This window comes from Paraburkholderia nemoris (genome assembly GCF_905221015.1).
Lineage (GTDB): Bacteria > Pseudomonadota > Gammaproteobacteria > Burkholderiales > Burkholderiaceae > Paraburkholderia > Paraburkholderia nemoris.
On record NZ_CAJNBO010000045.1, the window covers coordinates 1 to 23263 of the forward strand.

At 64.1% G+C, this 23263-nt stretch carries 32 protein-coding genes; 18 read left to right on the top strand and 14 right to left on the bottom strand.

Annotated features, from left to right (window positions below; genetic code table 11):
* From KHO33_RS38230 to KHO33_RS38280, 11 genes are all read right to left on the bottom strand, one after another.
* Window positions 1-469: Eco29kI family restriction endonuclease (locus KHO33_RS38230; RefSeq protein ID WP_200567922.1), on the bottom strand; the 469-nt coding region annotated here is incomplete at its 3' end.
* Window positions 466-1686 (bottom strand): DNA cytosine methyltransferase, encoded by a 1221-nt coding sequence (locus KHO33_RS38235; protein ID WP_200567921.1) that lies wholly within the window; start codon window positions 1684-1686, stop codon window positions 466-468. The genes KHO33_RS38230 and KHO33_RS38235, both read right to left, overlap by 4 nt.
* Window positions 1673-2191 (bottom strand): very short patch repair endonuclease, encoded by a 519-nt coding sequence (locus KHO33_RS38240; RefSeq protein WP_236074812.1) that lies wholly within the window; start codon window positions 2189-2191, stop codon window positions 1673-1675. The genes KHO33_RS38235 and KHO33_RS38240 overlap by 14 nt, the downstream gene beginning before the upstream one ends.
* Before the next feature lie 145 nt (window positions 2192-2336).
* A complete protein-coding gene (locus KHO33_RS38245; RefSeq protein WP_200567920.1) occupies window positions 2337-2573 on the bottom strand; it encodes a hypothetical protein in 237 nt (78 codons plus the stop codon).
* Window positions 2574-2808: 235 nt separating this feature from the next.
* Window positions 2809-3456: a hypothetical protein gene (locus KHO33_RS38250; RefSeq protein WP_200567919.1), complete on the bottom strand. Its 648-nt coding sequence runs from the start codon at window positions 3454-3456 to the stop codon at window positions 2809-2811.
* Window positions 3457-3467: 11 nt separating this feature from the next.
* Complete coding sequence (locus KHO33_RS38255) at window positions 3468-3605, bottom strand: hypothetical protein (RefSeq protein ID WP_200567918.1); 138 nt, start codon at window positions 3603-3605, stop codon at window positions 3468-3470.
* 420 nt (window positions 3606-4025) lie between these two features.
* A complete protein-coding gene (locus tag KHO33_RS38260) occupies window positions 4026-5144 on the bottom strand; it encodes a hypothetical protein (RefSeq protein ID WP_200567917.1) in 1119 nt (372 codons plus the stop codon).
* Window positions 5134-6030 carry a YqaJ viral recombinase family nuclease gene (locus tag KHO33_RS38265; protein WP_200567916.1) on the bottom strand — a complete coding sequence of 299 codons (897 nt, stop codon included), beginning with the start codon at window positions 6028-6030 and terminating at the stop codon, window positions 5134-5136. Before KHO33_RS38265 ends, KHO33_RS38260 begins: the two co-directional genes overlap by 11 nt.
* Window positions 6031-6267: 237 nt before the next feature.
* Window positions 6268-6744, bottom strand: coding sequence for a hypothetical protein (locus KHO33_RS38270; protein WP_200567915.1), 477 nt, complete (start codon window positions 6742-6744; stop codon window positions 6268-6270).
* A gap of 2 nt (window positions 6745-6746) precedes the next feature.
* Window positions 6747-7475 (bottom strand): hypothetical protein, encoded by a 729-nt coding sequence (locus KHO33_RS38275; protein WP_200567914.1) that lies wholly within the window; start codon window positions 7473-7475, stop codon window positions 6747-6749.
* Window positions 7476-7570: 95 nt separating this feature from the next.
* Complete coding sequence (locus KHO33_RS38280; protein ID WP_200567913.1) at window positions 7571-7891, bottom strand: DNA-directed RNA polymerase subunit alpha C-terminal domain-containing protein; 321 nt, start codon at window positions 7889-7891, stop codon at window positions 7571-7573.
* Between the two features lie 658 nt (window positions 7892-8549).
* Here KHO33_RS38280 and KHO33_RS38285 point away from each other — a divergent pair.
* From KHO33_RS38285 to KHO33_RS38340, 12 genes are all read left to right on the top strand, one after another.
* A complete protein-coding gene (locus tag KHO33_RS38285; protein WP_200567912.1) occupies window positions 8550-8825 on the top strand; it encodes a hypothetical protein in 276 nt (91 codons plus the stop codon).
* Between the two features lie 33 nt (window positions 8826-8858).
* Window positions 8859-9398, top strand: coding sequence for a hypothetical protein (locus KHO33_RS38290; RefSeq protein ID WP_200567911.1), 540 nt, complete (start codon window positions 8859-8861; stop codon window positions 9396-9398).
* A 91-nt stretch (window positions 9399-9489) separates the two neighbouring features.
* Entirely contained in the window at window positions 9490-9744 is a 255-nt protein-coding gene (locus KHO33_RS38295) for a hypothetical protein (RefSeq protein WP_200567910.1), read from the top strand.
* Window positions 9704-10336, top strand: coding sequence for a hypothetical protein (locus KHO33_RS38300; RefSeq protein WP_200567909.1), 633 nt, complete (start codon window positions 9704-9706; stop codon window positions 10334-10336). The genes KHO33_RS38295 and KHO33_RS38300 overlap by 41 nt, the downstream gene beginning before the upstream one ends.
* The gene (locus KHO33_RS38305; protein ID WP_200567908.1) at window positions 10333-10818 is read left to right on the top strand and encodes a RusA family crossover junction endodeoxyribonuclease; all 486 of its coding nucleotides are present in this window, start codon (window positions 10333-10335) and stop codon (window positions 10816-10818) included. The genes KHO33_RS38300 and KHO33_RS38305 overlap by 4 nt, the downstream gene beginning before the upstream one ends.
* 5 nt (window positions 10819-10823) lie before the next feature.
* Entirely contained in the window at window positions 10824-11057 is a 234-nt protein-coding gene (locus KHO33_RS38310; RefSeq protein WP_200567907.1) for a hypothetical protein, read from the top strand.
* A 32-nt stretch (window positions 11058-11089) separates the two neighbouring features.
* On the top strand, window positions 11090-11314 hold the full coding sequence (locus KHO33_RS38315) for a hypothetical protein (protein ID WP_200567906.1): 225 nt from the start codon (window positions 11090-11092) through the stop codon (window positions 11312-11314).
* Between the two features lie 347 nt (window positions 11315-11661).
* Complete coding sequence (locus KHO33_RS38320; protein WP_200567905.1) at window positions 11662-11964, top strand: hypothetical protein; 303 nt, start codon at window positions 11662-11664, stop codon at window positions 11962-11964.
* A gap of 64 nt (window positions 11965-12028) precedes the next feature.
* Complete coding sequence (locus tag KHO33_RS38325) at window positions 12029-12328, top strand: hypothetical protein (RefSeq protein ID WP_200567904.1); 300 nt, start codon at window positions 12029-12031, stop codon at window positions 12326-12328.
* An 800-nt stretch (window positions 12329-13128) separates the two neighbouring features.
* Window positions 13129-13749, top strand: coding sequence for a hypothetical protein (locus tag KHO33_RS38330; protein ID WP_200567903.1), 621 nt, complete (start codon window positions 13129-13131; stop codon window positions 13747-13749).
* Between the two features lie 21 nt (window positions 13750-13770).
* Window positions 13771-14070 (top strand): hypothetical protein, encoded by a 300-nt coding sequence (locus KHO33_RS38335; protein ID WP_200567902.1) that lies wholly within the window; start codon window positions 13771-13773, stop codon window positions 14068-14070.
* Between the two features lie 2 nt (window positions 14071-14072).
* Window positions 14073-15344, top strand: a complete 1272-nt coding sequence (locus KHO33_RS38340) for a site-specific DNA-methyltransferase (RefSeq protein ID WP_200567901.1) — start codon at window positions 14073-14075, stop codon at window positions 15342-15344.
* Here the strand turns inward: KHO33_RS38340 and KHO33_RS38345 are convergent.
* Window positions 15317-15616: a hypothetical protein gene (locus tag KHO33_RS38345; protein WP_200567925.1), complete on the bottom strand. Its 300-nt coding sequence runs from the start codon at window positions 15614-15616 to the stop codon at window positions 15317-15319. The genes KHO33_RS38340 and KHO33_RS38345 overlap by 28 nt on opposite strands.
* A gap of 263 nt (window positions 15617-15879) precedes the next feature.
* Here KHO33_RS38345 and KHO33_RS38350 point away from each other — a divergent pair, with 263 nt between their 5' ends.
* Both KHO33_RS38350 and terL read left to right on the top strand, forming a co-directional pair.
* Window positions 15880-16278: a hypothetical protein gene (locus KHO33_RS38350; protein WP_200567900.1), complete on the top strand. Its 399-nt coding sequence runs from the start codon at window positions 15880-15882 to the stop codon at window positions 16276-16278.
* On the top strand, window positions 16214-17743 hold the full coding sequence (terL, locus tag KHO33_RS38355; protein ID WP_200567899.1) for a phage terminase large subunit: 1530 nt from the start codon (window positions 16214-16216) through the stop codon (window positions 17741-17743). Before KHO33_RS38350 ends, terL begins: the two co-directional genes overlap by 65 nt.
* Window positions 17744-17758: 15 nt before the next feature.
* Here the strand turns inward: terL and KHO33_RS38360 are convergent, their stop codons facing one another.
* On the bottom strand, window positions 17759-17971 hold the full coding sequence (locus tag KHO33_RS38360) for a hypothetical protein (RefSeq protein WP_200567898.1): 213 nt from the start codon (window positions 17969-17971) through the stop codon (window positions 17759-17761).
* 169 nt (window positions 17972-18140) lie between these two features.
* Between KHO33_RS38360 and KHO33_RS38365 the strand changes: the two genes are divergently transcribed.
* A complete protein-coding gene (locus KHO33_RS38365) occupies window positions 18141-19595 on the top strand; it encodes a DUF1073 domain-containing protein (RefSeq protein ID WP_236074814.1) in 1455 nt (484 codons plus the stop codon).
* A complete protein-coding gene (locus tag KHO33_RS38370; protein WP_200567897.1) occupies window positions 19586-20431 on the top strand; it encodes a phage head morphogenesis protein in 846 nt (281 codons plus the stop codon). Before KHO33_RS38365 ends, KHO33_RS38370 begins: the two co-directional genes overlap by 10 nt.
* Here KHO33_RS38370 and KHO33_RS38375 read toward each other — a convergent pair.
* The gene (locus KHO33_RS38375) at window positions 20419-20682 is read right to left on the bottom strand and encodes a DUF3563 family protein (protein WP_200567896.1); all 264 of its coding nucleotides are present in this window, start codon (window positions 20680-20682) and stop codon (window positions 20419-20421) included. The two genes, KHO33_RS38370 and KHO33_RS38375, sit on opposite strands and share 13 nt — an antisense overlap.
* A 336-nt stretch (window positions 20683-21018) precedes the next feature.
* On the opposite strand from KHO33_RS38375, the gene KHO33_RS38380 reads away from it, so the two are divergent.
* Both KHO33_RS38380 and KHO33_RS38385 read left to right on the top strand, forming a co-directional pair.
* Window positions 21019-22713, top strand: coding sequence for a DUF2213 domain-containing protein (locus KHO33_RS38380; protein ID WP_200567895.1), 1695 nt, complete (start codon window positions 21019-21021; stop codon window positions 22711-22713).
* 16 nt (window positions 22714-22729) lie between these two features.
* Window positions 22730-23260: a structural cement protein Gp24 gene (locus tag KHO33_RS38385; protein WP_200567894.1), complete on the top strand. Its 531-nt coding sequence runs from the start codon at window positions 22730-22732 to the stop codon at window positions 23258-23260.
* Window positions 23261-23263 lie beyond the last annotated feature (3 nt).

The following is a 23263-nucleotide window of genomic DNA, read 5'->3' on the forward strand; positions in this document are numbered from 1 at the left end:
TGCCATGCATAGCCCATCGCAGAAGGACAAACGAGTGTCCGTGGCGCGAAACTGCGCATAATCCCAAGATCGTCATAATCGTGCTCATGCAAATATTTGCATGATCGCAAAAGTCGTTGATGTCCAGGTTGGATGCCAGCTCGACGCTTTCGGCGTGCTCGCGCAACCGGTCGTAGAGGGCGCGACTGCGCACCTCGCCAACGCCCCCTCCCTTGCGCGCGCCTTTCGGAACGGCCTTGCCGACGTAGATCGGCGCCTGAAACAGTCCGTCGCGATTGCGCGCGGACAGCGGCCCATAAGGCGAGAAATCTCCGGTGTAGTAGATGGCGTAGATACCCACGCCAAAAAATTGCTTCAACTCGCTCAAGGGCTGCGGCTTTTGTTCGAGCATCGCCTCGGCAACGCTAGCACCGAGATTCTTCTTGTCGAGCGGGTTGAAGGGGATGATGTTTCCGTTCGATCCCGTCATGCAGCCCCTCGCTGGCTTTCCCGAGCACGCGCCAGTGCTTCGAGCTGTACAGTCGCCAAGCGCTCCGCGACACTGCGTGCCACTGCATGACCCAAGGCGACTGGTACGGCGTTGCCGAGCTGCCGCATCGTCTCCGTCCAGGACCCGTGGAAAACGAATCCGTCCGGGAAGGTCTGCACCCGCGCGGACTCGCGAATCGAGAAATACCTGACCGAGCCGTCAGTGTTGACCAGCATGTTCTCTCCGCCGGGCACACCATGATCACCAGCCTTCAACGTCTTCGCCGGCAAGTCCAGCGGGCTCCCTGTGTGGCCCGGATACACTCGCGCGCCTGGTTGAAAGCGGTGGTCCGAGTAGTGGCTCGCCGTGCGCGACAACGGGCTGGGGAGGCCGGCGATGGCGTCCCGGACAGTTCGCCAAGGCAGTTCGTCGGCAAGCGGCAACGACGAAGCCAAGCGCCTCACGCGGGATTCCAGGCTCGCCGGCATCGTCGGTCGGCTGCGGCGCGACACCGCATGGCGCTCCCAATACTCGCCCGTGACCCACTGATCATGAAGCAACCGGTCATAACTGTGCGTCGGACGTGGGAAGCTCCAATCAACGCCGAGGTCGGAGCGGAAGCCCACAATGAACACCCGCTCGCGTTTTTGGGGCACTCCGTAGTCGGCCGCATTCACAAGCGTCGGGACGACGTTGTAGGTCAGCTTCTTCCCTTTTTGCCGGCCGCTCGTGCGCTCGACCTGAAGGCGAAGCAAGTGATCAAACCATTCTTCATTCCGACGTCGAGGAACTTCCGGAAACTCCAATTGCAGAAGAATGTATTGGTAGTAGTTCGCAAACGTAGAGCGGGTGAGCCCCTTCACATTCTCGACAATGAACGCCTTCGGCCGCAGCTTGCGTACGATGTCAACGGTCGCCGGGAACATGTCGCGCGTGTCGTCGTGCGCCTGATGCTTGCCGCCCATGGAGAACGGCTGGCAGGGCGGGCCGCCCGCCAGGAGGTCAATGTCTTGCTCAATCGTCGACCAGTCGAACTTGCGAACATCACCCTCGTGCAGTGGCCAGTCCGCGACAAGCGGAAAGCCGCGCCGCTGATTCTCGCGAATCGTGTCACAGGCCCACCTATCCCACTCCACAACGGCCAGCGGCTTGAATCCAGCCAGGCCGACTCCCATCGCGAGCCCGCCCGCTCCCGCGTAAAGCTCAACAGCTTTCAATGTTGTTCTCCGTGTCGTCCAAGAAAGCCCTGATGCGCGGCATCAACGTCGCTTCGTCCTTCACTTCACATTCCCAAACGATCAAAATATTCCAACCGAGCTCAGTCAATTTCCGCTCGACGACCACGTCCCGTGCAGCATTGGCATCGAGCTTCGGCTGCCAAAAGTCCAACCGAGTCTTCGGCATCCGCGCGAGGCGACAGCCCGTGTGCCGATGCCAGAAGCATCCGTGAACGAATATGCACTTCTTCCTACGAGCGAATGCCAGGTCGGGGCATCCCGGCAAGTCCTTCACATGCAGACGGTATCGATATCCCATGCCATGGACTAGGCGCCGTACGGTCAGCTCGGGCTTGGTGTCCTTCGCCCTGATCCGCCCCATCCGTTCGCTTCTCTCTTGCGGATTCAGGGTGTCCATAATCCACCAAGCATGAGCACACGCAACAGCACGCCGTAATTGTAACTTGCCCGATAAGTGACAGGAGGAAATGTCGATATCGCTCACGGCCGCATCGGGGCGGCCGCGACCTGTAACTTCAGTTCTCCGCTCGCGCCGAGACGCACCGGCAGGCATCAGACGTTCCTATAGTTGCCCCCAACGAGAAAGCCCGGCGACCGGCACGGGGCCTTTTTGTCGCTGGCGCGGGCCGTCATTGCTGCGGACGGCGCGGGGCAAAGTGCCGGCGCTCCCATTCCCTGAGGGATGCCGGGAGAATCACGCTGCGGCGCGGGCTGACCGCTGTTTCCACCGGCGTCTCGCCGCGCTTGCGCATGCGATAGTAAATGTACTTGCTGATGCCATACCGCTCGCAGAACTGCTGGATCGTGAGCGGGACATTGAGCGCCGCCGTTCGCGGGCGTGTGGGTGTTGCCTGGGTCGTATTCATGATCGTCCCTCCCAACATGCCTTACCAGTTCGCGGGGTCGCGACACGCGGCCTCGCCCCAAGTGCAGACCCCGCACATCCCGGTGTCAACCACGACCCGGCCCTGATGCACGCCCGTAACACACGGCACGTTTCCGCACACATCGCACGCGCGGCCCCAATCCGGCACCCATGCATCGACCTGCTGATAATCATCGCCGTCCGGCCAGACGATGTCCGGCATGGCGGGCGGCGGATCAGGCGCAGGAAACTTCGCGCGCTTCCTCGCGTTCCTCGCAGCCATGATGTGCTCCGCTGAAGAAATGAATGTCCGCCATGTGCGCCGGGGGCGGCAGCGCGTCAGGCGCGGCCAGCACGGTCTGCATCAATGATTCGAAGGCCCAGGGCCGCACCATTGTGCTGACCGGCTCACGGGCGGGATGGGCAGGCCATGCAGGTGCAACGATGGCATCGTGCCGCGATGCGGAGTGGGGTGCCAGCCGCGTCACGACCTCATCGCACAGGCCGTACGCATCGGCGATGCCTGCGAGCGAGCGCGGCCATTCGTGAACGGGCTGCCCGTCGTGCATGTGCTGGAGCGCGCGCAGCATCCCATGGTTGCGCTGCAGCACCGCTGCCAGTACGCGCTGATCGGTCGATCCGTACCGGTAGATATCTTCGATCAGCGCATGCAGGTTTTTATGCTCCATCGTCGGGCAGTACAGCGCGTCCGGGATGATCGCGCCGACCGCGCAGGCACCGCCGTGACCGTCACGGTACAGGCACTGGTTTGGATCGGCCTCGGTGCATCGCCGAGCCTGGCTGAGCAGGTGACGCGCGATGTGATCGAACATCGCCTGGTCATCCATCGCTATCAATTCGTTAAGGGTGGGAAAATGACTCATGATCAATTCTCCTAAAAGAAATTGCGAATCTTGTACGCGACGACACCGAGGCACGCCAGAATCAGCGTGCTGATGAACGCATAGGCCAGCACGATCCGGGAAATGGGCGGCAGGCGTCGCAGGCCGGCCCGGCTGCCGGGTTTATCCATCGCAGCGTGTCTCATTGTATGGAGTACTGATCGTAATCGTCGCTTCCTCGCCTGCCATGCGCGCACCGTGGCGCGCGTTTATCCATGCCTGCCGTGTCGAGCCTCGTCTAGCCCCGCCTGACCGCGCCAGTCCGCTCACGGCCACGCCTGCCTTGAGTTGCCCCGCCGAGCCCCGTCCTGCCTCGCCCGGCCGTGCCGAGCCATCCCCGGCCCCGCCTAACCTTGCCCGGTCCAGCCTGCCGTGTGGCGCGTACGCAGGAGAGAGACCCCGCGCGATGCATACGCGCCCCTTCACCTTCGCGCGGAGGGCTACTGCTCTATGCCTGCCGTGCCGTGCCGTGCCGCACCGCGCCTTGCCATGCCATGCCGCGCCTCGCCGCGCCACACTTCGCCGCGCCAATCCGTGCCATGTCAAACGGGTCAATCGTTAAACCTTGCAGCACGCGTGTGTCCGGCTTCAGTCAGTTCCTTGCGGTGCTGACTGTCCGCTACATGACGGATCAAATCACATGCATCGTTCAATTCATCCAGCGTCGCCGCCTGCTCGATCTTCGTCATCACATCCGCGAAGCTAAATACGGGTGCCCCGGCATTATCGCCTTGCGTCGGAGCTTCAGCCGTAGTCGGCGCGGGCGCGGCAGCCTGCTGCCGGTCCACGTCCGTTACGTTTTCCGCTGCGCGGGCCTTGCGTGACTTCATGCGCGCCTTGATGGTGTCGGTGCGCGAACGCGAGGCCGCTGGCTGCGTAACCGATGCCGCTGGCGTGTCACCCATCTCAAACCATTCGGACGGTGCGCTCATGCCATCGCGTAGCGAGTTGTAGATCTTCTTCAGCGACAGCGCCATCGCCGGCGTGAGCGCGGACATGTGCCGCTGGATGCGCCGCTCGATCGCCTCCTTCGTGACGCCATACTCGCCGAAGCGCTCCAGCATCTGCGCGACCAGTTCGTCAGTAACCTCAATCTTCGCGGCGAGCGCTATCTCACACTGCCTCACTGCGGTTTCGATCACATCACCGTCGATCAGCGCAAGGATACAGGCCCGCTTGCGGCGCGCGCCGTTGTTTGCGATTGCTTCATAAATGTCACGTTCGTCCTTCAGCAGGTACCCGCCGGTCTTCGTGTCGCGCCAGTGACGAACCGCGAATGTGCGGACATCGCGATAGTTTGTCTCGTAGTCCCAGGCATAGGCCAGGCACTCGGATACGCCATCGCGGCGCGACAGTTCCTTGACACCGGCCTCCATGTTGCCCCAGCGCTTGGCGAGCGTTTCAGCCAGCCGGATCGACGGCCCGCTGATATCGGTGCCACCGCGCGAGTACTGATAGGTGGCTTCTTCGGCCAGCGTCGCGCGCATGCAGTCCTGCAGGATGCGATCCATCGCGCGACGCGGATCGCGAGGGTAGGCGCGGGCCATCACCAGCGCCGCCTGCACCTCGGCGACACCCTTCTGCATTTCCACCGCTACCACCGCGCCGCTCACCGGGTGGTCCTCGCCGGTATCGAACGGGTTAGCCGTTACAACGTCGTCATTCATCATCGTGCCCCTTCGGTTTGACGTATCTGAAATCGATGTAATCGATCGGCGCGACCTCGTACCCCTTGCGATGGACCAGCCTGCGCCGGTACTCGCCGCCGTTCGGCAAACAACCAATCGCCGCTGGACCCAGCCCGTACAGGATGTGCGCGCGGGCACCGTCGCCGACGGCCTGATAGGCTTTCACCTGTTCATCGGCTTCGACGCGCACGTTGTGCCAATCCATCATCGACGGATCGAGCGCGACCGTTTCGCCGTTCGTGCCGGGATAAAGATGACGCAATATCGCGATCGTGCCTGGCCGCGTATAATCAATCTCAGGCGGTTCACGCCTCTGCACGCGTTCCCAGAATTCACGCTCTGCATCGATCAGCATGGATTCGACTTCGGCGTCACGCCGGATGATATAGCGCATCAGCCGGTTGCCGCCGACCAGCGCCCCGATGTGCCACTCGGGATAGTCGAACACCACAGCGTAATGAAGCGCCTGAAGAAAATAAGGTTCAGGCACTTCGTCACTACCGGCTGGTCCCCAGGCGCCGAAGCGGAACACCAGCGAATCAACGTTCTTGATCTCAACACCAATTCGCGCGCCTTCGATGAGCCGGTCGGGGTTGGCGATCATCCATGAATACTTCGGATGCCGACGCATCGCACTATGCCGGCGCAGTTTCACCGAAAAGCGTTCGGCGTACACGTTCGCGATGGCATCTTCCAGCGCTCGCCCCATCTGCATGCGCTCGTTGTCCTCCCGCTCCAGCGGCGCTTCGCCTACCTTGTCCCAGTAGAGTTCGATGGGCGCGACGAACGGATGCAAGCCGCAGACAATTCCGGCATCACTACCGCCGATACCGGTACGCCGCGCCTGGAGCCATGCTTCCCGATCCATCCTGTTTTCTCCCTGACACCTGTCCTGCTACTACCCGTGCCTGCCGTGCCGTACCACTCCGCGCCATACCTAGCCTGTCATGGCCCAACCTGACCAGTCCAGTCCTAGCCTGCCGTGCCATGTCTGTCCCTGCCTTTTCGAACCACTCCCCACCGGGCCAAGCCTCACCAGCCCGCGCCTGCCGGGCCATGCCGCGCACCGCCATGACATTTCACACCGCGCCACGCCTCACCTGCCTCAAGCCGCCAGCGCCTGCGGCACGTGCGATTCGACCTCGACCACGCCGTGCAGAAGCGCCTCAACCTCGCTTTCCAGCCCCAGCACGCGCGCGATCCCACGCGCACGCTCCAATAAACCACGCACCAGAACAAATTCGGCCAGCAGCGCGGCGCGGGCTTCATCTTTCGAATCGCGCAGTTGCACCGTCGAGACATAGCCGTGACGCGTGCGCGGGTCGCTGACGTAGGCCGGCGCCCGGTACGTCGCCTGTTTCGTCTGGATCACGATGCGCACACTGCGGATCAGGTGGCGCGCCTGTTCGAGCCGGTACTGCTGGCCCGCAACCGCGTCATCCCATTCGAAACAGGCATGCAGCGGCGAGCGCACGCGCCTGGCGTCACGCACCACAATCCCGGCATCGAGTGTATTGTCGTGCTTGTCGTGCAGCCATTGCAGATGCGCGGCGATCCGCTCATGTTCCTCATGTGGGTTCATGATCAGGCCGCCTTGATGCCGCGCCGGCGCAGTTCGACGGTGAACCACGCAAGCAGTTCCTCGGTCTCGGTGTCATACGCCACCGGATTTTTCATCGCAGCAACCTGTGCCTTGCGGCCACCGGTTTTCATGATGCGGTTGAAGTCCGCATCCGGTTCGGCCAGCACCTCGAACTGACCATAGGACCCCGAACCTTTTTGCGGCCTCCAGTCGCCACAACCCATCATTAGGCCGGCCGCGTGCAGCAAGTTCACGACCGACTGCGCACGAAGCTGCGGACGCATGAAGGTGATCTCCGCAATCGTCGCCCATTCGGGTACGATGACACGCGTGCGGATGTCAGGCGTGCGGCCCGGGTCGGCCATCCGCACCACCGACAGGAAAATCATCGGCGTGCCATAGACCGGCAGCAGCGCGCCAGGAATGAACGTCAGCCGACCGATCTGGCTTCGTGACGTGCCTTTCGCTTCCAACGCCGCGTCGCGCATCGCGCCCTTGAGCGCGGTGGTCGGGATCGCGAGCAGCGTCGGCGCCCGGTCGTCCGGGATCATGTGCGCAGCCGCGAGGAATTCGTCCGCCGGATTATGTTTCAAACTTTGCTGACGGTCAGCCGCGGTCTTGCGCGGCGACGGCAGCAGCAGTTCATGTCTCGCCTTTTCGCTTAATTTGTTCAAAATCAGCGGGGTCCGCCCCTTGATATACACCGTCGCGACGCCGTACTCGACGTTCATGATTTCAATCTCGACCGGTACCTCGTCCTTCTTCGCTCGCGTTGCCATGATGGTCTCTCCTGGAGATTGACCTGCCGCCCGATGACGGCTGCGGGTCAGGGGTTAGCCACGCCCGATTCAGGGCGGTGGCTTGTCGATTCCGGCTGCATGCGCAGGCGCCGGGCATCGTCATCAGTCAGTTCATCTCGCGGCTCGCGCAGCGCGAGGCCGCAGACGGTCAGGACCTCGCGCACTTCGGCGAGCGTGCCGGGACCGACACCCTTCATGAGCAGCAGTTGCGCCGAAGTAATACGCACGAGGTCGGCCACCCGCATGAACCCTTCGGTCTTCAGCAAATTGCGCGTGCGCGGGGTCAGCGCGAGCGTGTCAAGACGGGTGTTCAATCCATACGCGTATTTCGTTCTGGCAATGCTCATCGCGCGCTCCAGTGTCACGGGCCAACGAACCTCATCACCCGCCACCGCTGGCGCGTTTTTTCAGGCACAACATGTCACCCACCGCGATATGGCATCGCAGTGCAGTTAATCCAGTTTTATTGCAGCGGGTAATCCGGAAATGAAGAATAAAAATGTCGAACGAGTTACGAGAATAGTCCGGGATGCATGCATTTCAAGTACGTCGTCAAGGTCGGCAAGACGCGTCCCTTATTCAATGCTGCACCGCGATTTGAATTATCCTGTCACCATCAGATAGTGACAGGATAATTTATTATTCAGACCAGAAAATCGCCTGCTTTCCCTTGTCAAAAGGACATTCTTGATTTTGATTGCCCATGCATCGATGTCCTATCAGATAGGACATTTGCACAATTTGCAATGTGCGAGTGCGGCATGAAAAACCCAGGGTTTCCACCTATAAAATAGGGCTCGACACGGGTCAAACCCCTTAAAAATAGTTATTCACAGCCCATCCGGCCCTTTGCAACGCTATACAACTCTATGCGCGCCTATGCAACTCCATGCAACTGAAATGATTAAAAAACAGGCGGTAAACCGGATAATCCAGCGGGTTGAATAAGGACGCATTAATCGACTATGGTTAATTTCCGGCTGCGTACGACAGGGAGAGAAAACCATGATCCGAACATCCACTCCCGAACCCGGCAACGCTGAAGCGCGATACAGCCGTAATGTCCATCCACGGCGAGTCCTGACGCTGGCGGATTACGAACGGGCCGCGCGCGTGGCATTGCGCGACGCCGACGCGATACACGCACGCCTGACCCGGCAGCTTCTCGAACTGCGCGCGCTGGAAGGTCGAGGACACGCCTTGCTGCGTGACGCGTCTGGCGCGTCACCGCACGACGTGCTGATGTCAATCAGCGCGGCGCTGCGGGCAGAACAGAAGTAGGAACGCACATTCACGACAGTGGCATTCCACGCCATGAGCCGCATCCGCACCGTCAAACCCGCACTGTTCAAGCATGAGGCGCTATTCGACGCCGAACGCGAAACCGGGTTGCCGCTGCGGGTCGCGTTCATTGGCCTGTTCTGTTGCTGCGACCGCGAGGGCCGGTTCAAGTGGCATCCGCGCACGCTGAAAAGCGACTTACTCCCCTTCGATGAGGTGGATTTTTCACGCGTCCTCGACGCGTTAATGACGCGTGGATTCATTTTTCGCTACACGTCAAAGGGTGATGAATTCGGCGTGATTCCGACGTTCAAGCATCATCAGGCGATCAACAACCGGGAGTCGCCTTCCGAACTCCCTGCACCGCCCGATAGCCTTGCGCCAGCGGGCGATGACGCGAGCGGCGCGCGTGAACGACGCGTGATCAAAGCGCCTTTGCAGCGCATAAGCGGAAGGGGAAAAGGAAAGGAAAGGAGTAAACCTAAAATCAAAAACATACGCGCTTCGCGCTTCGCGCTTCGACGCGCAGGCGCGCCTCGAATTTCTTGGCGTCGAACCGCAAATCGCGAGTGACTGGCTCACCCTGCGCAGCGGCAAGCGGCTCAAACCGACCGAAACGGCTTTTGATGGCGTGCAGGGTGAGGCGCAAAAGGCCGGCCTGACGATGAACGACGCCTTGCGCATCTGCTGCACGCGCGGCTGGGGTGGCTTCAAGGCGAACTGGCTGGACAACCACGCGCACAGCGCGCAGGGACCCCCGTTCGCGCTCACTCCGTTGCAGGAGCGCGAAGCGGAACACCGCCGCGTCGCGCAGGGGCTGACCCGCCTGAGCGGGCCAGCGCCAGAATTCATCGAAGGAGCGGTTACGGAGGTGCATCGTGTGGCCGGTCACGGCAGTCCCGGAGACGTGGATCGTTAGCCTGTTCGCGCGGATGCAGGCGACGTTCGGCGCGCGCTTCACCGCGCTGTGGGCCGACGCCGATCTTGACCTGGTGAAGCTCATGTGGGCCGAAGCGCTTGCCGGTGTGCCGCCCGACGAACTGAAGCGTGCTGTCGCGCTACTGCCGCGCGAGAAACGGCCGCCCGACCTGCCGCGCTTTCTCGAACTCTGCGAGCCGGTTCCTGCCGCGCAGCGTGTCGCTACCGGAGCCATGTGCCTGCCGCTCGAGCGCGCCGACCCCGCGATTGTCGATGCATCGCTGGCGGGCATGCGGGAACTGGTCGCGCCGCTCGCCTGTCGTGAGCCGTCGCCGCGCTGGGCGTTCGGCGTACTGCAACGTGGCACGGCGAAGAACGGCCGGCCGCTCACGCACGAGGCGCGGCGTGTGGGGACTGACGCGGTGGTGTCACCCGCAGGCCGCGCGTTTTACGCCAACACCACGCCCGCGCTGCGCGCCCGTTACCGCACCGTGTTCGAGACCGCGCTGCGTAAGCGCGGTGAGCCGCTGCCTTCACGCGAGCCGGGCGAGGACGACGAACAGCAGGACGAACGCCAGCAGGTGACGACATGACCGTGATCGCCTTCACGATCCTTGGCGAACCGGCGTCAAAAGCGAATAGCCGGGAGATCGGCACGCGCAGATATCGCGACGACGACGGCCGGGTGAAGACGCGCCCGACCGTACGCAAGAGCGACAAGGCGCTCAGGTTCGAGCGGTACGCGCTAAGACAGATCCCGGCGAACTGTCGCGCGCAGCTTACCGGCCCGGTGCGCGTTACGCTGCGGATCTTCTATGCGAGCGAACGCCCGGACCTCGACGAATCGGTCGTTCTCGATGTGCTGCAGAGCCACTATGCAACCGTGAAGGTGGGTGGCGTGAAGGTGCGTGAACTGGTGCAGCGCGGGGTCTACGCGAACGACCGGCAGGTGCGCGAAAAGCATGTCTATCACGGTATCGACCGCACCAACCCGCGCACCGAAATCATCGTTGAACCGCTAACCGCGCAGCAGGACACGCTGCCGCTCGAAGCGGCGACAACTGCAGGGAGGTAAGCGAAATGAACCTCAAACAACGGGAGTTAAGGGTAATGCGTTCTGACCAGATCCGCGAGCGTGCGCTGCACGACGCCACCCGATTGCGCGAAGCCCTCGCGCTGATTGCCCAGATGGCCGAAGGCACCACCAGCGCGCTGACGCTGCCTGACATCGGGCGGATCGCACGTGCCGCGCTGGCCGGGTGGACGCCGCCCGATCCGAAACTGGCGCTCAACCCGGACGCCGTAAAACACTGAGTCATCGATAGCGCAACGCACAGGAGGTCGCGATGAAAACAGGTCGAGCCAGGTTCATTGCGGGTGGCGCATTGCCGCCGCGGAGTGTCACGCTGGGTGACGAGGTACGCGCGGAGGCGAAGCGGCGCGGCGGCCGCTGGGCGCGTTGCGCGAATGACTGCGCCGTTCAAGCCGAAAAAATGTATGGCCGCCGCCCGCTGCACGGCGACGAGCTGAAGACCGTTTTCGATGAAGTGTTCCGATGCGACGCGAAATAATCATAGATACGACAGGGCACGCCTGTCCGTGGCCGGGATGCCCGCAATGCGCGCTGCCCGGGAGGTGGGCATGCAGCGAGCACTGGTACGCGTTGCCGAACAACCTGCGCGCGTGGATCGGTCGCGCGTACCGGCAGGGCATCGAGCGCGGCGTTCATCCATCACGTTCCTATATCGACGCTCACCGCGCGGCGCTCGAATGGATTCGCGAACACGCGCAGCCCGGGTGCGAACCGGAAACCACCCCTGCGCCGCTTTGTCGCAGCAGCGATGAAATAGGACCTGTCTGACATCTTCGTCATCTCGAAAATGCGATCGTTACACCCATCTGATCGCGGGAGAGAGAGATGAAAACGGTTCTGGTTCTGACGGCGCTTACCTTGTGCCTGGTGGGTCTTGCTGGCTGTGGCACCACCAAAAGCTACGACGCGATGTATGTGCAGGGCTGGACGCGTGACAGCATGGACAGTCGGTTCCCCGACGGGACGACCGAACGGCAGGTCGTTGACAGGCTTGGCTATCCGTACCGGGCCAGCAAGGCTGACGGCGTAGAACGCTGGGACTACGTTGGTGGCAAGACCAGCAAGCAGATGGTCTCATTCGTTTTCCGGGACGGCAAGGTCGTCCAGAAGATGTACGAAAATTTCTGATTCAGCGCGCACGCTCAGCGCGGTGACCTGAACATGAATCAAACGCCGCGCACACGGAGGCCAGATGAAAAAACTTGTGATAATGGCGCTGGCTGCAGCCAGCGCGGCCGGTCTCATCGGCTGCGTTCAACCGCAGACCTACGGCCGTGCGCCCGCCGTTGCGTGGACGCGCGACGCGATAGAGCAGGCGTTTCCGGAGGGTACGCCTCGAAAACAGGTGTTTGCCCGGCTTGGCAATCCTTCAGGCGAGCACTCGGCGAACGGTCTGATTGAATGGGACTATGGCAACGGACGGTCCAGTCTGCACAGCGTTACGTTCATCTTCAGTGACGAGACGCTCGTCGAAAAGCGCTTTTCCGACTGATTGATTCGCCGGCGCCCGGTACTGCGCGCGACTGTGCAACCGGCCCCCGCGGGGCTACCTGCCACAAAAAACGCGCGCGCGGGTGAGGCAAAGCCGGGGTGTCGCGACGATGCGACTGTGGACAACTGAGGGGATAACGCGGTCGGGGCGACGTGCGTGGAAACCGTGCAGACGGGCGAGGTGGCGGTGAGCCGCCACGGTGGCGGCTGTCGGACGAAGCGAAACGAAGTTGTCCACTCGCGAAAGGTTGACACCGTGTCTTATGTCTAGTCCGCGCGGGCCGGCATGCCGGAACCCCGCGCGAAAACGCCTGGGAATCCGGAAGTTTCTGCTTCAGCCCATGCAACACGTTGACTTCGCGCCGGACCTGCTGCACCGGTCGCGCCGTCACCGAAAATCTGGCCCGGCGGCGGATCACCGCAAACGGTCGCGCTTAGCGCTGGCGGCAGGGATGCCCCCAGCCAGAAATCCGTTTTCCAGTCCGCGAGAGACGCGTAGAAACCGCTGGCGCACCCGGGTCGATATCAACCTATGTCCCTGCCTCGTCAGCGGCTAATCTGCATGACTCGCCGGGTCGGGATGCCCGTCCCGGGCCGGGTCGCCCCGCGCGAATCGGGAAATCCCTGGGAATCCGGAATATTCTGGTGCGGGGGCGCGGCGATTCTTGACATTTGACATTTTCTGTCTAATATGGGCCTCAAATCCATATCCCAGAAATACGCCCAGAACCCGCCCGAGTGAAAACTCCGGCGGGTTCTGTCGTATCTGCGCGGCCTTTTTCCGCGCACCACCTCACCGCCATGAAAACCCGCTACCGGTGCCCCGACGATGCGCTGAAGGCGGCGCTCGCCCATGCGCCGCTCGCCGGGGGCGCGTCATCGCTGGGCGCGCTGCATGGCGACGCCTCGCCCGGTGACGCGCTCGCGCCCGATGAGGCGAGCGCGCAGGCGGGCTTCATCCGCCGCCGGCTCGAACAGTTACCGCCGGTGCAGCAGGCGCTGCTGGTGGTGACCTTCGCGCCGCGCAACCTCATCTGCGGATGTCATCGCCCCTGCTGCCGGGGCCATTATCCGAACCGCGAATGGCAGCGTGCGCTGGAGACGGTGGTGGCGCACACCGCGCCGCTGCTGAGCGGCCACCGGCCCCATATCCGGCTGCGCACGGCGATCGTGGGCAACCTGCTCACCCGCACCGCCGAGACCCAGCTGGACCTCGCGCAGCGCTGCGGCGTCAGCCGCCCGACCGTCGCCACGCATACGGCGATCCTCGCTGCGGCGCTGATGGGCACGCGCCAGAAAGGCGGCGCATTCGACCACGCGCTCGCGCGCATCGACACGCTGCTGCGCGAGGCCGGAATCGTTGGCGACCCGGTGGCCGATGCGGTAACCGATGCCGCCGTCCGCGAGACGCAGGCGGCCTGAAGCGACATGCTGGAGTACCTCATGAGACACAAGCTGACCGGCGACCGCAACCAGTGCCCGACCTGCAACCAGTATTTCAACTCGACGTACGCATTCGACGCGCACCGTACCGGCCCGTTCGGGCATGACGGACAGCCCGCGCAGCGGCGCTGCCTGGGGGGTGACGAGATGCGCGCGACAGGCATGTCGCTGAATGCGGCAGGTTTCTGGAGGACGGGCCTGATGCCCGCTCCCGGTATCGCGGCCCGCAGCGCACGGCGTGAAAATCCCGCCCCGCAGCCAGCGGACGCCGCCCAGGGCACGCCCGCGTCGCCTGGCTGATCATGACCATGCATATCGTGCAGCGCGCCACTGACGGCCTCGTGCCGTACGCGCGCAATGCCTGCACGCACTCGCCCGAACAGGTGGCGCTGCTCGCCGCCAGCATCCGCGAGTGGGGCTGGACCAACCCGATCCTGATCGACGGCGAGAACCGCATCCTCGCCGGTCACGGACGGCTCGCGGCAGCGAAGTCGCTCGGCATGACGGTGGTGCCGTGCGTGGTGCTGGGCGCGATGAGCGAGGCGCAGCGGCGCGCGTACATCCTCGCCGACAACCAGCTCGCCGCGCGGGCCGGCTGGGACACCGACCTGCTCGCGCTCGAACTCGGCGAACTGAAGGCGCTGGGCTTTGACCTGGACCTGACCGGCTTCGAACCGGATGACCTGCTGCGGCTGCTCGGCCCCGATGCCGGCGGCGGGCTGACCGATGACGACGAGGCCCCCGCCTGTCCCGACTCGCCTGTGTCGGCGCCCGGTGACCTGTGGCGATGCGGCGAACACCGGGTGCTGTGCGGCGATGCGCTCTCAATGGCGGACATGGCGCGGCTGATGGACGGTGCGCAGGCGGACCTGATCATCAGCGACCCGCCTTACAACGTCGCGTATGCAGGCAAGTCGAAGCGGCGGCTGACCATCACCAACGACGCGATGTCGGCGGTGGCGTTCTACCGCTTCCTGCTCGACGCGTTCACGATGATGTTCGCCGTCGCTGCGGATGGCGCGGGAGCGTATGTGTTTCATTCGGATGTCGAGGGTGCGAACTTCCGGCGGGCGTTCAGCGACGCCGGATTCCGTTTCGCGCAATGCTGCGTGTGGGTCAAGTCCACCTTTGTGCTGGGCCGCAAGGACTACCAGATCCAGCACGAACCGGTGCTGTATGGCTGGAAGCCGGGCGACGCGCACCGCTGGTATGGTGATCGCCGGCAGTCAAGTGTGTGGAACTTTGACCGTCCTGCAGCGAGTGATCTGCATCCGACCATGAAGCCGGTGGCGATGGTCGAATACGCCGTGCTAAACAGCAGCCGTAGCGGCGAGCTGGTGCTGGACCCGTTCGCGGGCTCGGGCACGGCGCTGGTGGCCTGCGAAAAGACCGGGCGGTGCGCGCGGGTGCTGGAGATCGATCCGCGCTACTGCGACGTGACCGTGCGGCGCTGGCAGGACTGGACAGGCAAAAAAGCCATCCGTGAAGATGGCCTGGCGTTTGATGAAGCTGGCGGTGAACGCCGGGCGCATGGCCCGGCCCACGGTTATTCAGCCTCATCGATCCCGGCCTGAACCACGAAGGCGGTCAGGTAGGCCACGTCGTGGGGGATGCCGTATTTGCGGCGGGTATGGCCGCCGATCCGGTAGTCCATCCAGTCGTCGGTGGCGCATTCGAGCGCATCTTCCAGCGGTTCGCCGCAGTGCATCCAGGTGAGCACGGTATCGGCAAAATGGCGGCCATGGCGGCTGTCGAGAAAGGCGCGCACGACTTCGGGTTCCTCGTCAGTGGCCTCGCTGATCGCGGCCATGGCGAGCGGCCAGGCTGCCTTCGCGTGCTCGCCCATGGTGCCCCAGAAGCCCCATGACTCGTTGCGGGTGGCGGGGATCTGGACCGGGGTGCTGGTGGCGCTGGCATAGATGTTTGCGTTCACTTTTCGTTTCCTGTTTTTCGGTTAGGCCGCGTCGTTGCGGTGAGGTGATTAACGCTCGTCACGGCAACGAAGCCAACCACTTTCTCGCCAGTTGCATAGTTATCCGAATGATTTGTTGGAAGCATGCCACTGCCTGCCATGTCGCAATTGCCCCATGACACTCCGGGGTGCCCCGCATGCGCTTTGAACCGACCGACGAGCAGCGGCAGATCGTCGAGCACCTGGCCGGACTAGGCATTCCGCAGCCCGACATGTGCGCGCTGGTACTCGATGCGCGCGGCAAGCCGGTGTGCGAGCGCACGCTGCGCAACCACTTCGCGCGCGAACTCGCGCAGGGCGAGGTGCGGGCCAACAGCCGGGTCGCGCAGTCGCTGCTCAAAAAGGCCACTGGCGGCGACACCATTGCCGCGATCTTCTGGCTCAAGTGCCGCGCGCGCTGGAAGGAAACCGCGCAGGCGGTGGAACTGACCGGCGCGGGTGGCGGGCCGCTGCGCTACCACGACATGACCGATGCCGAACTCGAAGCCATTGTCAGCAAGGGCCGCGCGCGAAGAACGGGACGCAGCCGCGGCTGAACTGCTGGTGCGCCGCAAGGCCCGTGCGGACATCCTTGACTACGCGCATGCGATCGAGGTGCCTGGTCGCCCGCAGGCTGATGGCCCCAATGCGGACCCCGATGCCGACACCGAGCGCTTCGAGCCGGTCGAGACGGCGCTCGCCGCGCACCACCGGCTGATCCTGCAGCGTGTCGACGAGACGAGCCGCACGCCGCACGGCCGGCTGATGGTGTTCACGCCGCCAGGCAGCGGCAAGAGCACCTATGCGTCGGTGGTGTTCCCGTCGTGGTATCTGGGTGCAGCGCCGGACCGGCGGCTGATCCTCGCGAGCTATGGCGATGCGCTGGCGAGCCGCATGGGCCGGCGCACGCGCTCGATCGTGCGGCAGCCGCGCTACCGGCGCATCTGGAACACGGAGCTGGCCGCCGATTCGCACGCGGCGCACGCGTTCGCGCTCACCAACGGCAGCGAGTACCTGGCGTGCGGGATGCTCTCGGGTGTCACCGGCAACCGGGCGGACGGCATCGTGCTCGATGACCCGGTGCGCGGGCGCGAACAGGCCAACTCGGAGGTGATCCGCGACAAGGTGTACGACGCGTATGAGGACGATCTCAAGACGCGGCTCATGCCGGGCGGCTGGATCGTGCTGATCCAGACCCGGTGGCACGAGGATGATCTCGCGGGCCGCATCCTGCCCACCGGCTGGAGCGGCGAAAGCGGACACCTGCTGTGCCGTGATGGCAACGTGTGGGAGGTGCTGTGCCTGCAGGCGCGCAGCGAGACGGCGAGCGACCCGCTCGGGCGCGTACCCGGTGAATATCTGTGTCCCGAATGGTTTACGCAGAAGCACTGGGCGCAGTTCGAAGGCAACCCGCGCACCTGGGCGTCGCTCTACCAGCAGTTGCCGGTGCCGCCCGAGGGCGACCTGTTCCGGCCCGAAGCGATCACGCCGGTCGATATTGTTCCCACTACCCACATCGACTGGGTGCGCGGCTGGGACCTCGCGAGCATCGAGGGCGACGGCGATTACACGGCGGGCGCCAGGCTCGGACGCATGGCCGACGGGCGCTACGTGATCGGCGATATGTGTCGCGGACGATGGGGACCGGACCGGCGCGACGCGATCATCGCCGGCACCGCGTCGCTCGATGGCGCGCGAATCCGGATCAGCCTGCCACAGGACCCCGGCCAGGCGGGCAAGACGCAGGTGCTGTACCTGACGCGCGAGCTGGCCGGCTACCGGGTCGTTTCATCGCCCGAGACCGGCGACAAGGTGACGCGCGCCGAGCCGTTCGCCGCGCAGGTCAACGCCGGCAACGTGCTGATGGTCCGGGCTGACTGGAACCCGGCGCTCGTGAGCGAGTTGCGCGCGTTCCCGTTCGGCGCGCACGACGACCAGGTGGATGCGCTGTCGCGCGCCTTTGCGCAACTGATCGTGCGCCGCCCGCTGCGGATTTCCGACGCGACGCTCGCGGCCGTGTAGCCGCACGTCGCGGGTTCAGTTGCCTTTGGGAGGCGCCGGGCGGATGAAATCGCGGTACCAGGTGACGTTGCGTGGCTCAATGAGAAACACCCGCTCGCGCAGGGAATTGCCGTCATGAAACGCGGTGGGATTCCCGGTGCGGAGCCGGAAGACCTGATGGTTGATCGCATGGATACCTTCTTGCGCAGCCTGTCGCAGGGCATCGCGTTCCTCGCTGGTCAGATACATGTCGTTATCCTGAAGTGTCACCACGTTGTACGTGTCGCCGATTCTGGACTGCGAAGCCCCTGTCGCCAAGGCGACAGAGGCCTGATTTCACATTTCTTCACGAATTTCATGCGACGTGCATGACTGTGTGGCGCTTCTGTGCATGCAGGCGAGCGTCTGACGAGGTGTTGTGCTGCATCTGAAATTCTGGCACCGCCGTGAAGAAGCCGCCGCGGCGCCGGCCCCACCGCCGGAGCACCAGGGACACGACGGGCGCGAGATACGCCACATCCAGGAATCGGCGCTCGGCGTGATCGCGCAGGACGCGAAGCTCGCCTGCGACGCGCAGGTCAGCGAACCCTACCTGTGGGCATTGCAGGGGGCGTTCGCCGAGGGCCTGGGCTTTCTCGGCTATCCGTACCTCGCCGAACTGACACAGCGCCCCGAGTACCGCCGCCCGGCCGAGATTCTCGCCAAGGAGATGACCCGCAAGTGGATCAGGCTGCAGGGCACCGGTGACACGGACAGGAGCGCGAAGCTCGCGGCGATCGAGGCGGAGATGAAGCGCCTGGGCGTACAGGCGGCGTTCCGCAAGGCGGCCGAGCAGGACGGATTTTTCGGTCGCTCGCAGATCTTTCTCGACACCGGCGATGCCGATAACCCGGCCGAACTGATCGCACCGCTCGCCGACTCGGCGGCGAAGATCGGTCAGGGCGCGCTGAAGGGACTGCGCGTGGTCGAGCCGATCTGGACCTACCCGGGCATGTACAACTCGACCGACCCGTTGAGCGAGGATTCCTACCGCCCGCAGAGCTGGTACGTGATGAACCGCGAGGTGCATGCGAGCCGCCTGCTCACGTTCGTGTCGCGCCCGCTGCCGGACATGCTCAAGCCCGCCTATGCGTTCGGCGGCCTCTCCCTGTCGCAGATCGCCAAGCCCTACGTCGACAACTGGCTGAGAACGCGCCAGAGCGTGTCGGACCTGCTGCACTCGTTCTCGACGATGGTGCTCAAGACCAACCTCGCGGCGGTGCTCGATGCGGGCGGCGCCGAACAGATGCTGCGGCGCGCGATGCTGTTCAACCAGACGCGCGACAACCGCGGCGTGATGATGGTCGATCACGACAGCGAGGACTTCGACAACGTGTCCGCGCCGCTCGGCAGCCTCGACAGCCTGCAGGCGCAGTCACAGGAACACATGTCGGCGGTGACCGGCATCCCGCTGATCGTGCTGCTCGGCATCACGCCATCGGGACTGAACGCCACCAGCGAGGGCGAGCTGCGCACCTTCTATGCGTGGATCGAGGCGCAGCAGGAGGCGCTCTTTACACCACCGCTCTCGCGTCTCATCAACGTGATCCAGCTATCGCTGTTTGGCGAAATCGATCCCGATATCGGTTTCCGTTACGTGCCGCTGTGGACGCTCGATGAACTGCAGCTGGCGAACGTGCGGAAGATCGAGGCCGAGACGGATTCGATCCTGATCAATGAAAACAACGCCATCGTCCCGGCGGAATCGCGCAAGCGGCTTGCCGGTCAGGAAGATGGCCCGTATGCCGCGCTCGATCTGAATGCGAAGCTGCCCGAACGACCGCTCGAGGAAGAGAAGGTTGACCCGGGCGGCGTTGAACTGAAATGGCATTAAGCGCACGACGGCGCATCGTTTCGCCGACGGGCAAGCCCGTGACGTTGACGCCCGTGCGCCCCAACGAAGGGGTCGAGGCGACATACCGGCAACGGCTTGAGCGCCTGACTGGCGAAATGCAGGCGAGCCTCGTGTACTGGATCAAAGCCTGTTACCGCGCGAACGAACCGGAGCTGGCGCAGGCGGGTGCACAGGATTCGAGTCCGGCAATGACGCTGCGCGACACGATGAACCGGCTCGCCCGTCGCTGGCAGCGCCGCTTCGATGACGCCGCGCCGGATCTCGCGCGGCAGTTCGCGACCGGCGCGATGGCGCGCGCCGACGGCGCATTCAGGGCGTCGCTGAAGAAGGCCGGCTTCGCGGTCGAGTTTCACCTGAGCCGCGAGGCCAACGATGCGCTGCAGGCGACCATCGGCGAGAACGTGGGCCTCATCAGATCGATTGCCTCGGAGCATCTGGCAGATGTCCAGGGGCTGGTGATGCGCAGCGTGCAGACCGGCCGCGACCTGGGCGGGCTGACGCAGGAACTGCAGGAACGCTATGGCATCACGCGCCGTCGCGCGGCGTTCATCGCGCAGGACCAGAACAGCAAGGCGACTGCGACCGTGACGCGCGTGCGGCAGGAAGGTCTCGGCATCACCGAGGCGATCTGGCTGCACAGCCACGGCGGCAGACACCCGCGCAAGTCGCATATCGAAGCCGACGGCAGTCGCTACACAATCAGCGAGGGGATGTATCTCGATGACGTGTGGACGTGGCCGGGGCGCGAGCCGAACTGCCGGTGCGTGAGCCGCTCGATTATTCCGGCGCTCGACGACGGGCGCTACGGCCGATGATCGCGGCTCACGCCTGCAAGCAGTCCCACGCATTCAGCGAGCCGTACCCGGCTCTCGAAGTCCAGGTCTGACCCAATGTGAGGACCGGTTTCAAGCGCCCGCATCCGCCGCTCAAGATCCAGCACGTTAGACGACGCGCCCAGATACGCGTCGCGGCGCTGATATTCAGCGGATTCCAGTCGTTTAGCAAGCTTCGAAAAAAGATACTTCCACACCACATACTCCAGGTTCGTTGTTCCCGTCGATGACATGCCTGGCCGACATGCCGTGATGCACCTGAATTTATTCCATGAGTCACCTGCCGGATATCAGACACATCCTGCTTTTCATGCAGACATGTCTGAATCGGCGATTCGCATTCCTGATAAGTGACTGTTTTTTCTAGTCCCCTTCCTGCGAAAGCCCTGCTCCGGATTTTGTCCGGGGTGGGAGGATTGCCCCACGCTATCCGGGAGCATGCTGCGTGATGAGGCAGCGGGACTGGAACCGTGGCCGGTCAGGCCATCGCGATTGGACCCTTTCGGCTTATCCCCAGGCTTACCCACACAGACTGGGGATAAGTGGTGGCAGAGATCCGGGATATCTCCATGCCGGTTCAATCCTGCACGCTTCCTGATGGGGGCGCGGGCTGGCGCTGGGGCGAACACGGCACCTGTTACGCCGATCGCACCGATGCCGAACGGCAGGCTGCCGCCGCGCATGCAAACGGCTATGCGGGCGACCACGCCGGTAACTCTGCCCGCGACCAGCGCCTCGCGTTCGACCGCGCTTCAGTACGCACCTATGACCAGGACGGACGCCTGCATGTGGCGGTGACGCCAATCAGCAAGGCCAACGTGTGTCCGTACCTCGGCCGCGAGATTCCGGACGGCGTGGCGCTCGGGCTCGATGCCGACCGTCTGTACCACCTGCTGCGCGACCCGGACGAACTCGCGAAGGCCGCGCCGAGCTTCAACAGCATTCCGCTGATCGACGCGTTTGACGAAACCGGTCACGAGCACATCCAGGTGTCGGCTGCGTCACCGAAGAAGGAAATCGTGGTCGGCAGCACCGGCACCGACGCGGCATTCGACGCACCGTACCTGCGCAACAGCCTGGTGGTGTGGGACGCGAAGGCAATCCGCGGCATCGAGGATGACACGCGCCGCGAGATCTCGTCGGCGTACTACTACCGCGCCGACATGACGCCGGGCTCGTATGACGGCATCCCCTACGACGGCGTGATGCGCGACATCCGCGGCAACCACGTGGCGCTCGTGCGTGCGGGCCGCGCCGGACCGGATGTCGCGGTCGGAGATTCACGACTGGAGAACAGGATCATGAGCAGCAGACATCCTTCACCGAAGTTGTCCCATAAGGCCGCCCTCGTGAAGGGGGCGCTGCTTGGACACCTGAAGCCGAAGCTCGCAGCCGATGCGAAGCTGGAACTGAACCCGATCCTCGCGGGTATCACCGCCGCGAACTGGACCACGCGCAAGCCATCAATCCTCGCGGCGCTCAGGCCGAAACTTGCGGCCGACGCCGACATCGAAAGCCTCGTGTCGCTGCTCGACAGCCTTGACGGCGAAGGCAGCGACGACGATGACGTGGCGCTGGACCAGCCTGTGACACAGCCGGCGAAGGTGGACGCAGGACCGGCCGCGAGCGCCACCGGCGGTCCGATCGATGCAATTCTTGCCGCGCTGCGCGGCAAGATCAGCGACGAGGACCTGGCCGGCATCGAGACGAAACTTCGCGGACTGAAGCTCGCCACCGGCGACCAGGACGACGACACGGCTACCGATACGCCGCCACCGACACCCGGCACGCCGGCACCGCCGGCCACTTCGGCGGTGGCCGTGAAGAAGGATGAGGCCACCGATAGCGCGACGCCGGGTGAAAGCGTGAGCCGCCCGGCGATGGACGCCGCGCTCGCGCGCGTGAAAGCGGATACGCGCGCGGCGATGGATGCGGCGCTGAAGGACGCTGTAAAGCAGGCGGCGAACGATGCCGAGACCGCCGCGATCCGCCGCATGCGTGCGGTGGCCGATGCCGAGACGTTCGTGCAGCCGTGGGTCGGACGCCTCGCGCTCGCGCAGGACAGCGCCGAGGACGTGTATCGCGCCGCGCTCGACATACTGGGCGTGAACGTCGCGGCCATTCACCCGAGCGCATACCGCGTGATTCTCGAAGCGCAGCCGCGGCCCGGCACGAACCGTCCGCGCGTGGCGATGGACTCGGCCTCGATGAAGACCTTCGCCGAACGCTATCCGCACGCGGTGGCCATCAAGCAACTGGGCTAACTGATGGGGTGATGCCATGGGCTTCCAGCAACAGGTCTATATCCAGCCGTCGCCCGCCGTCGAGGGCGATTTCGCGTCGGCCAATCCGCGCGCCACGGTACTGGCCGGCCCCGGCTCGCTGGTCGCCGGCCCCGACGGTGTGCTCGTCGGGCGCTTCGCGTGGGCGACCTCGACCGGCGAGGAAGACGTTAATTCCGGCGAGGTGGATTTCTACAGCCTCGTGGCCAGCAGCGGCGCCGGTGAGCCTTCGGGCTTTGTGCATCGCGAGCAGCAGGCGCTGATCACGGTGTGGCTCGCCGAGGCGACGATGACGATCCCGCCAGGCCTGCCTGTGACGCTGCACAGCGCGGGCGACTTCTGGGCACGCAATGCCGGTGCCGCACCGACTGCCGTCAACCAGAAGGTGTTCGCCGATCTGGCGAGTGGCGCGGCCTCGGCGGCCGCTGCGGGCGCCGCGGTCGCCGGAGCGATCGAGACGAAGTGGTTCGTGATGTCGGCCGCCGCGCCCGGCGAGTTGATGAAGATCTCGTCCTGGCCTCTCGGATAGCAC

Bases quoted from the DNA above. Each gene is read 5' to 3' on its own strand.
- KHO33_RS38245 (WP_200567920.1), bottom strand. From the start codon at position 2,573: ATGAATACGACCCAGGCAACACCCACACGCCCGCGAACGGCGGCGCTC.
- KHO33_RS38250 (WP_200567919.1), bottom strand. From the start codon at position 3,456: ATGAGTCATTTTCCCACCCTTAACGAATTGATAGCGATGGATGACCAG.
- KHO33_RS38255 (WP_200567918.1), bottom strand. From the start codon at position 3,605: ATGGATAAACCCGGCAGCCGGGCCGGCCTGCGACGCCTGCCGCCCATT.
- KHO33_RS38260 (WP_200567917.1), bottom strand. From the start codon at position 5,144: ATGATGAATGACGACGTTGTAACGGCTAACCCGTTCGATACCGGCGAG.
- KHO33_RS38265 (WP_200567916.1), bottom strand. From the start codon at position 6,030: ATGGATCGGGAAGCATGGCTCCAGGCGCGGCGTACCGGTATCGGCGGT.
- KHO33_RS38270 (WP_200567915.1), bottom strand. From the start codon at position 6,744: ATGAACCCACATGAGGAACATGAGCGGATCGCCGCGCATCTGCAATGG.
- KHO33_RS38275 (WP_200567914.1), bottom strand. From the start codon at position 7,475: ATGAACGTCGAGTACGGCGTCGCGACGGTGTATATCAAGGGGCGGACC.
- KHO33_RS38280 (WP_200567913.1), bottom strand. From the start codon at position 7,891: ATGAGCATTGCCAGAACGAAATACGCGTATGGATTGAACACCCGTCTT.
- KHO33_RS38285 (WP_200567912.1), top strand. From the start codon at position 8,550: ATGATCCGAACATCCACTCCCGAACCCGGCAACGCTGAAGCGCGATAC.
- KHO33_RS38290 (WP_200567911.1), top strand. From the start codon at position 8,859: ATGAGCCGCATCCGCACCGTCAAACCCGCACTGTTCAAGCATGAGGCG.
- KHO33_RS38295 (WP_200567910.1), top strand. From the start codon at position 9,490: ATGAACGACGCCTTGCGCATCTGCTGCACGCGCGGCTGGGGTGGCTTC.
- KHO33_RS38305 (WP_200567908.1), top strand. From the start codon at position 10,333: ATGACCGTGATCGCCTTCACGATCCTTGGCGAACCGGCGTCAAAAGCG.
- KHO33_RS38310 (WP_200567907.1), top strand. From the start codon at position 10,824: ATGAACCTCAAACAACGGGAGTTAAGGGTAATGCGTTCTGACCAGATC.
- KHO33_RS38315 (WP_200567906.1), top strand. From the start codon at position 11,090: ATGAAAACAGGTCGAGCCAGGTTCATTGCGGGTGGCGCATTGCCGCCG.
- KHO33_RS38320 (WP_200567905.1), top strand. From the start codon at position 11,662: ATGAAAACGGTTCTGGTTCTGACGGCGCTTACCTTGTGCCTGGTGGGT.
- KHO33_RS38325 (WP_200567904.1), top strand. From the start codon at position 12,029: ATGAAAAAACTTGTGATAATGGCGCTGGCTGCAGCCAGCGCGGCCGGT.
- KHO33_RS38330 (WP_200567903.1), top strand. From the start codon at position 13,129: ATGAAAACCCGCTACCGGTGCCCCGACGATGCGCTGAAGGCGGCGCTC.
- KHO33_RS38335 (WP_200567902.1), top strand. From the start codon at position 13,771: ATGAGACACAAGCTGACCGGCGACCGCAACCAGTGCCCGACCTGCAAC.
- KHO33_RS38340 (WP_200567901.1), top strand. From the start codon at position 14,073: ATGACCATGCATATCGTGCAGCGCGCCACTGACGGCCTCGTGCCGTAC.
- KHO33_RS38345 (WP_200567925.1), bottom strand. From the start codon at position 15,616: ATGGGCGAGCACGCGAAGGCAGCCTGGCCGCTCGCCATGGCCGCGATC.
- KHO33_RS38350 (WP_200567900.1), top strand. From the start codon at position 15,880: ATGCGCTTTGAACCGACCGACGAGCAGCGGCAGATCGTCGAGCACCTG.
- terL (WP_200567899.1), top strand. From the start codon at position 16,214: ATGCCGAACTCGAAGCCATTGTCAGCAAGGGCCGCGCGCGAAGAACGG.
- KHO33_RS38360 (WP_200567898.1), bottom strand. From the start codon at position 17,971: ATGTATCTGACCAGCGAGGAACGCGATGCCCTGCGACAGGCTGCGCAA.
- KHO33_RS38370 (WP_200567897.1), top strand. From the start codon at position 19,586: ATGGCATTAAGCGCACGACGGCGCATCGTTTCGCCGACGGGCAAGCCC.
- KHO33_RS38375 (WP_200567896.1), bottom strand. From the start codon at position 20,682: ATGTCATCGACGGGAACAACGAACCTGGAGTATGTGGTGTGGAAGTAT.
- KHO33_RS38380 (WP_200567895.1), top strand. From the start codon at position 21,019: ATGCCGGTTCAATCCTGCACGCTTCCTGATGGGGGCGCGGGCTGGCGC.
- KHO33_RS38385 (WP_200567894.1), top strand. From the start codon at position 22,730: ATGGGCTTCCAGCAACAGGTCTATATCCAGCCGTCGCCCGCCGTCGAG.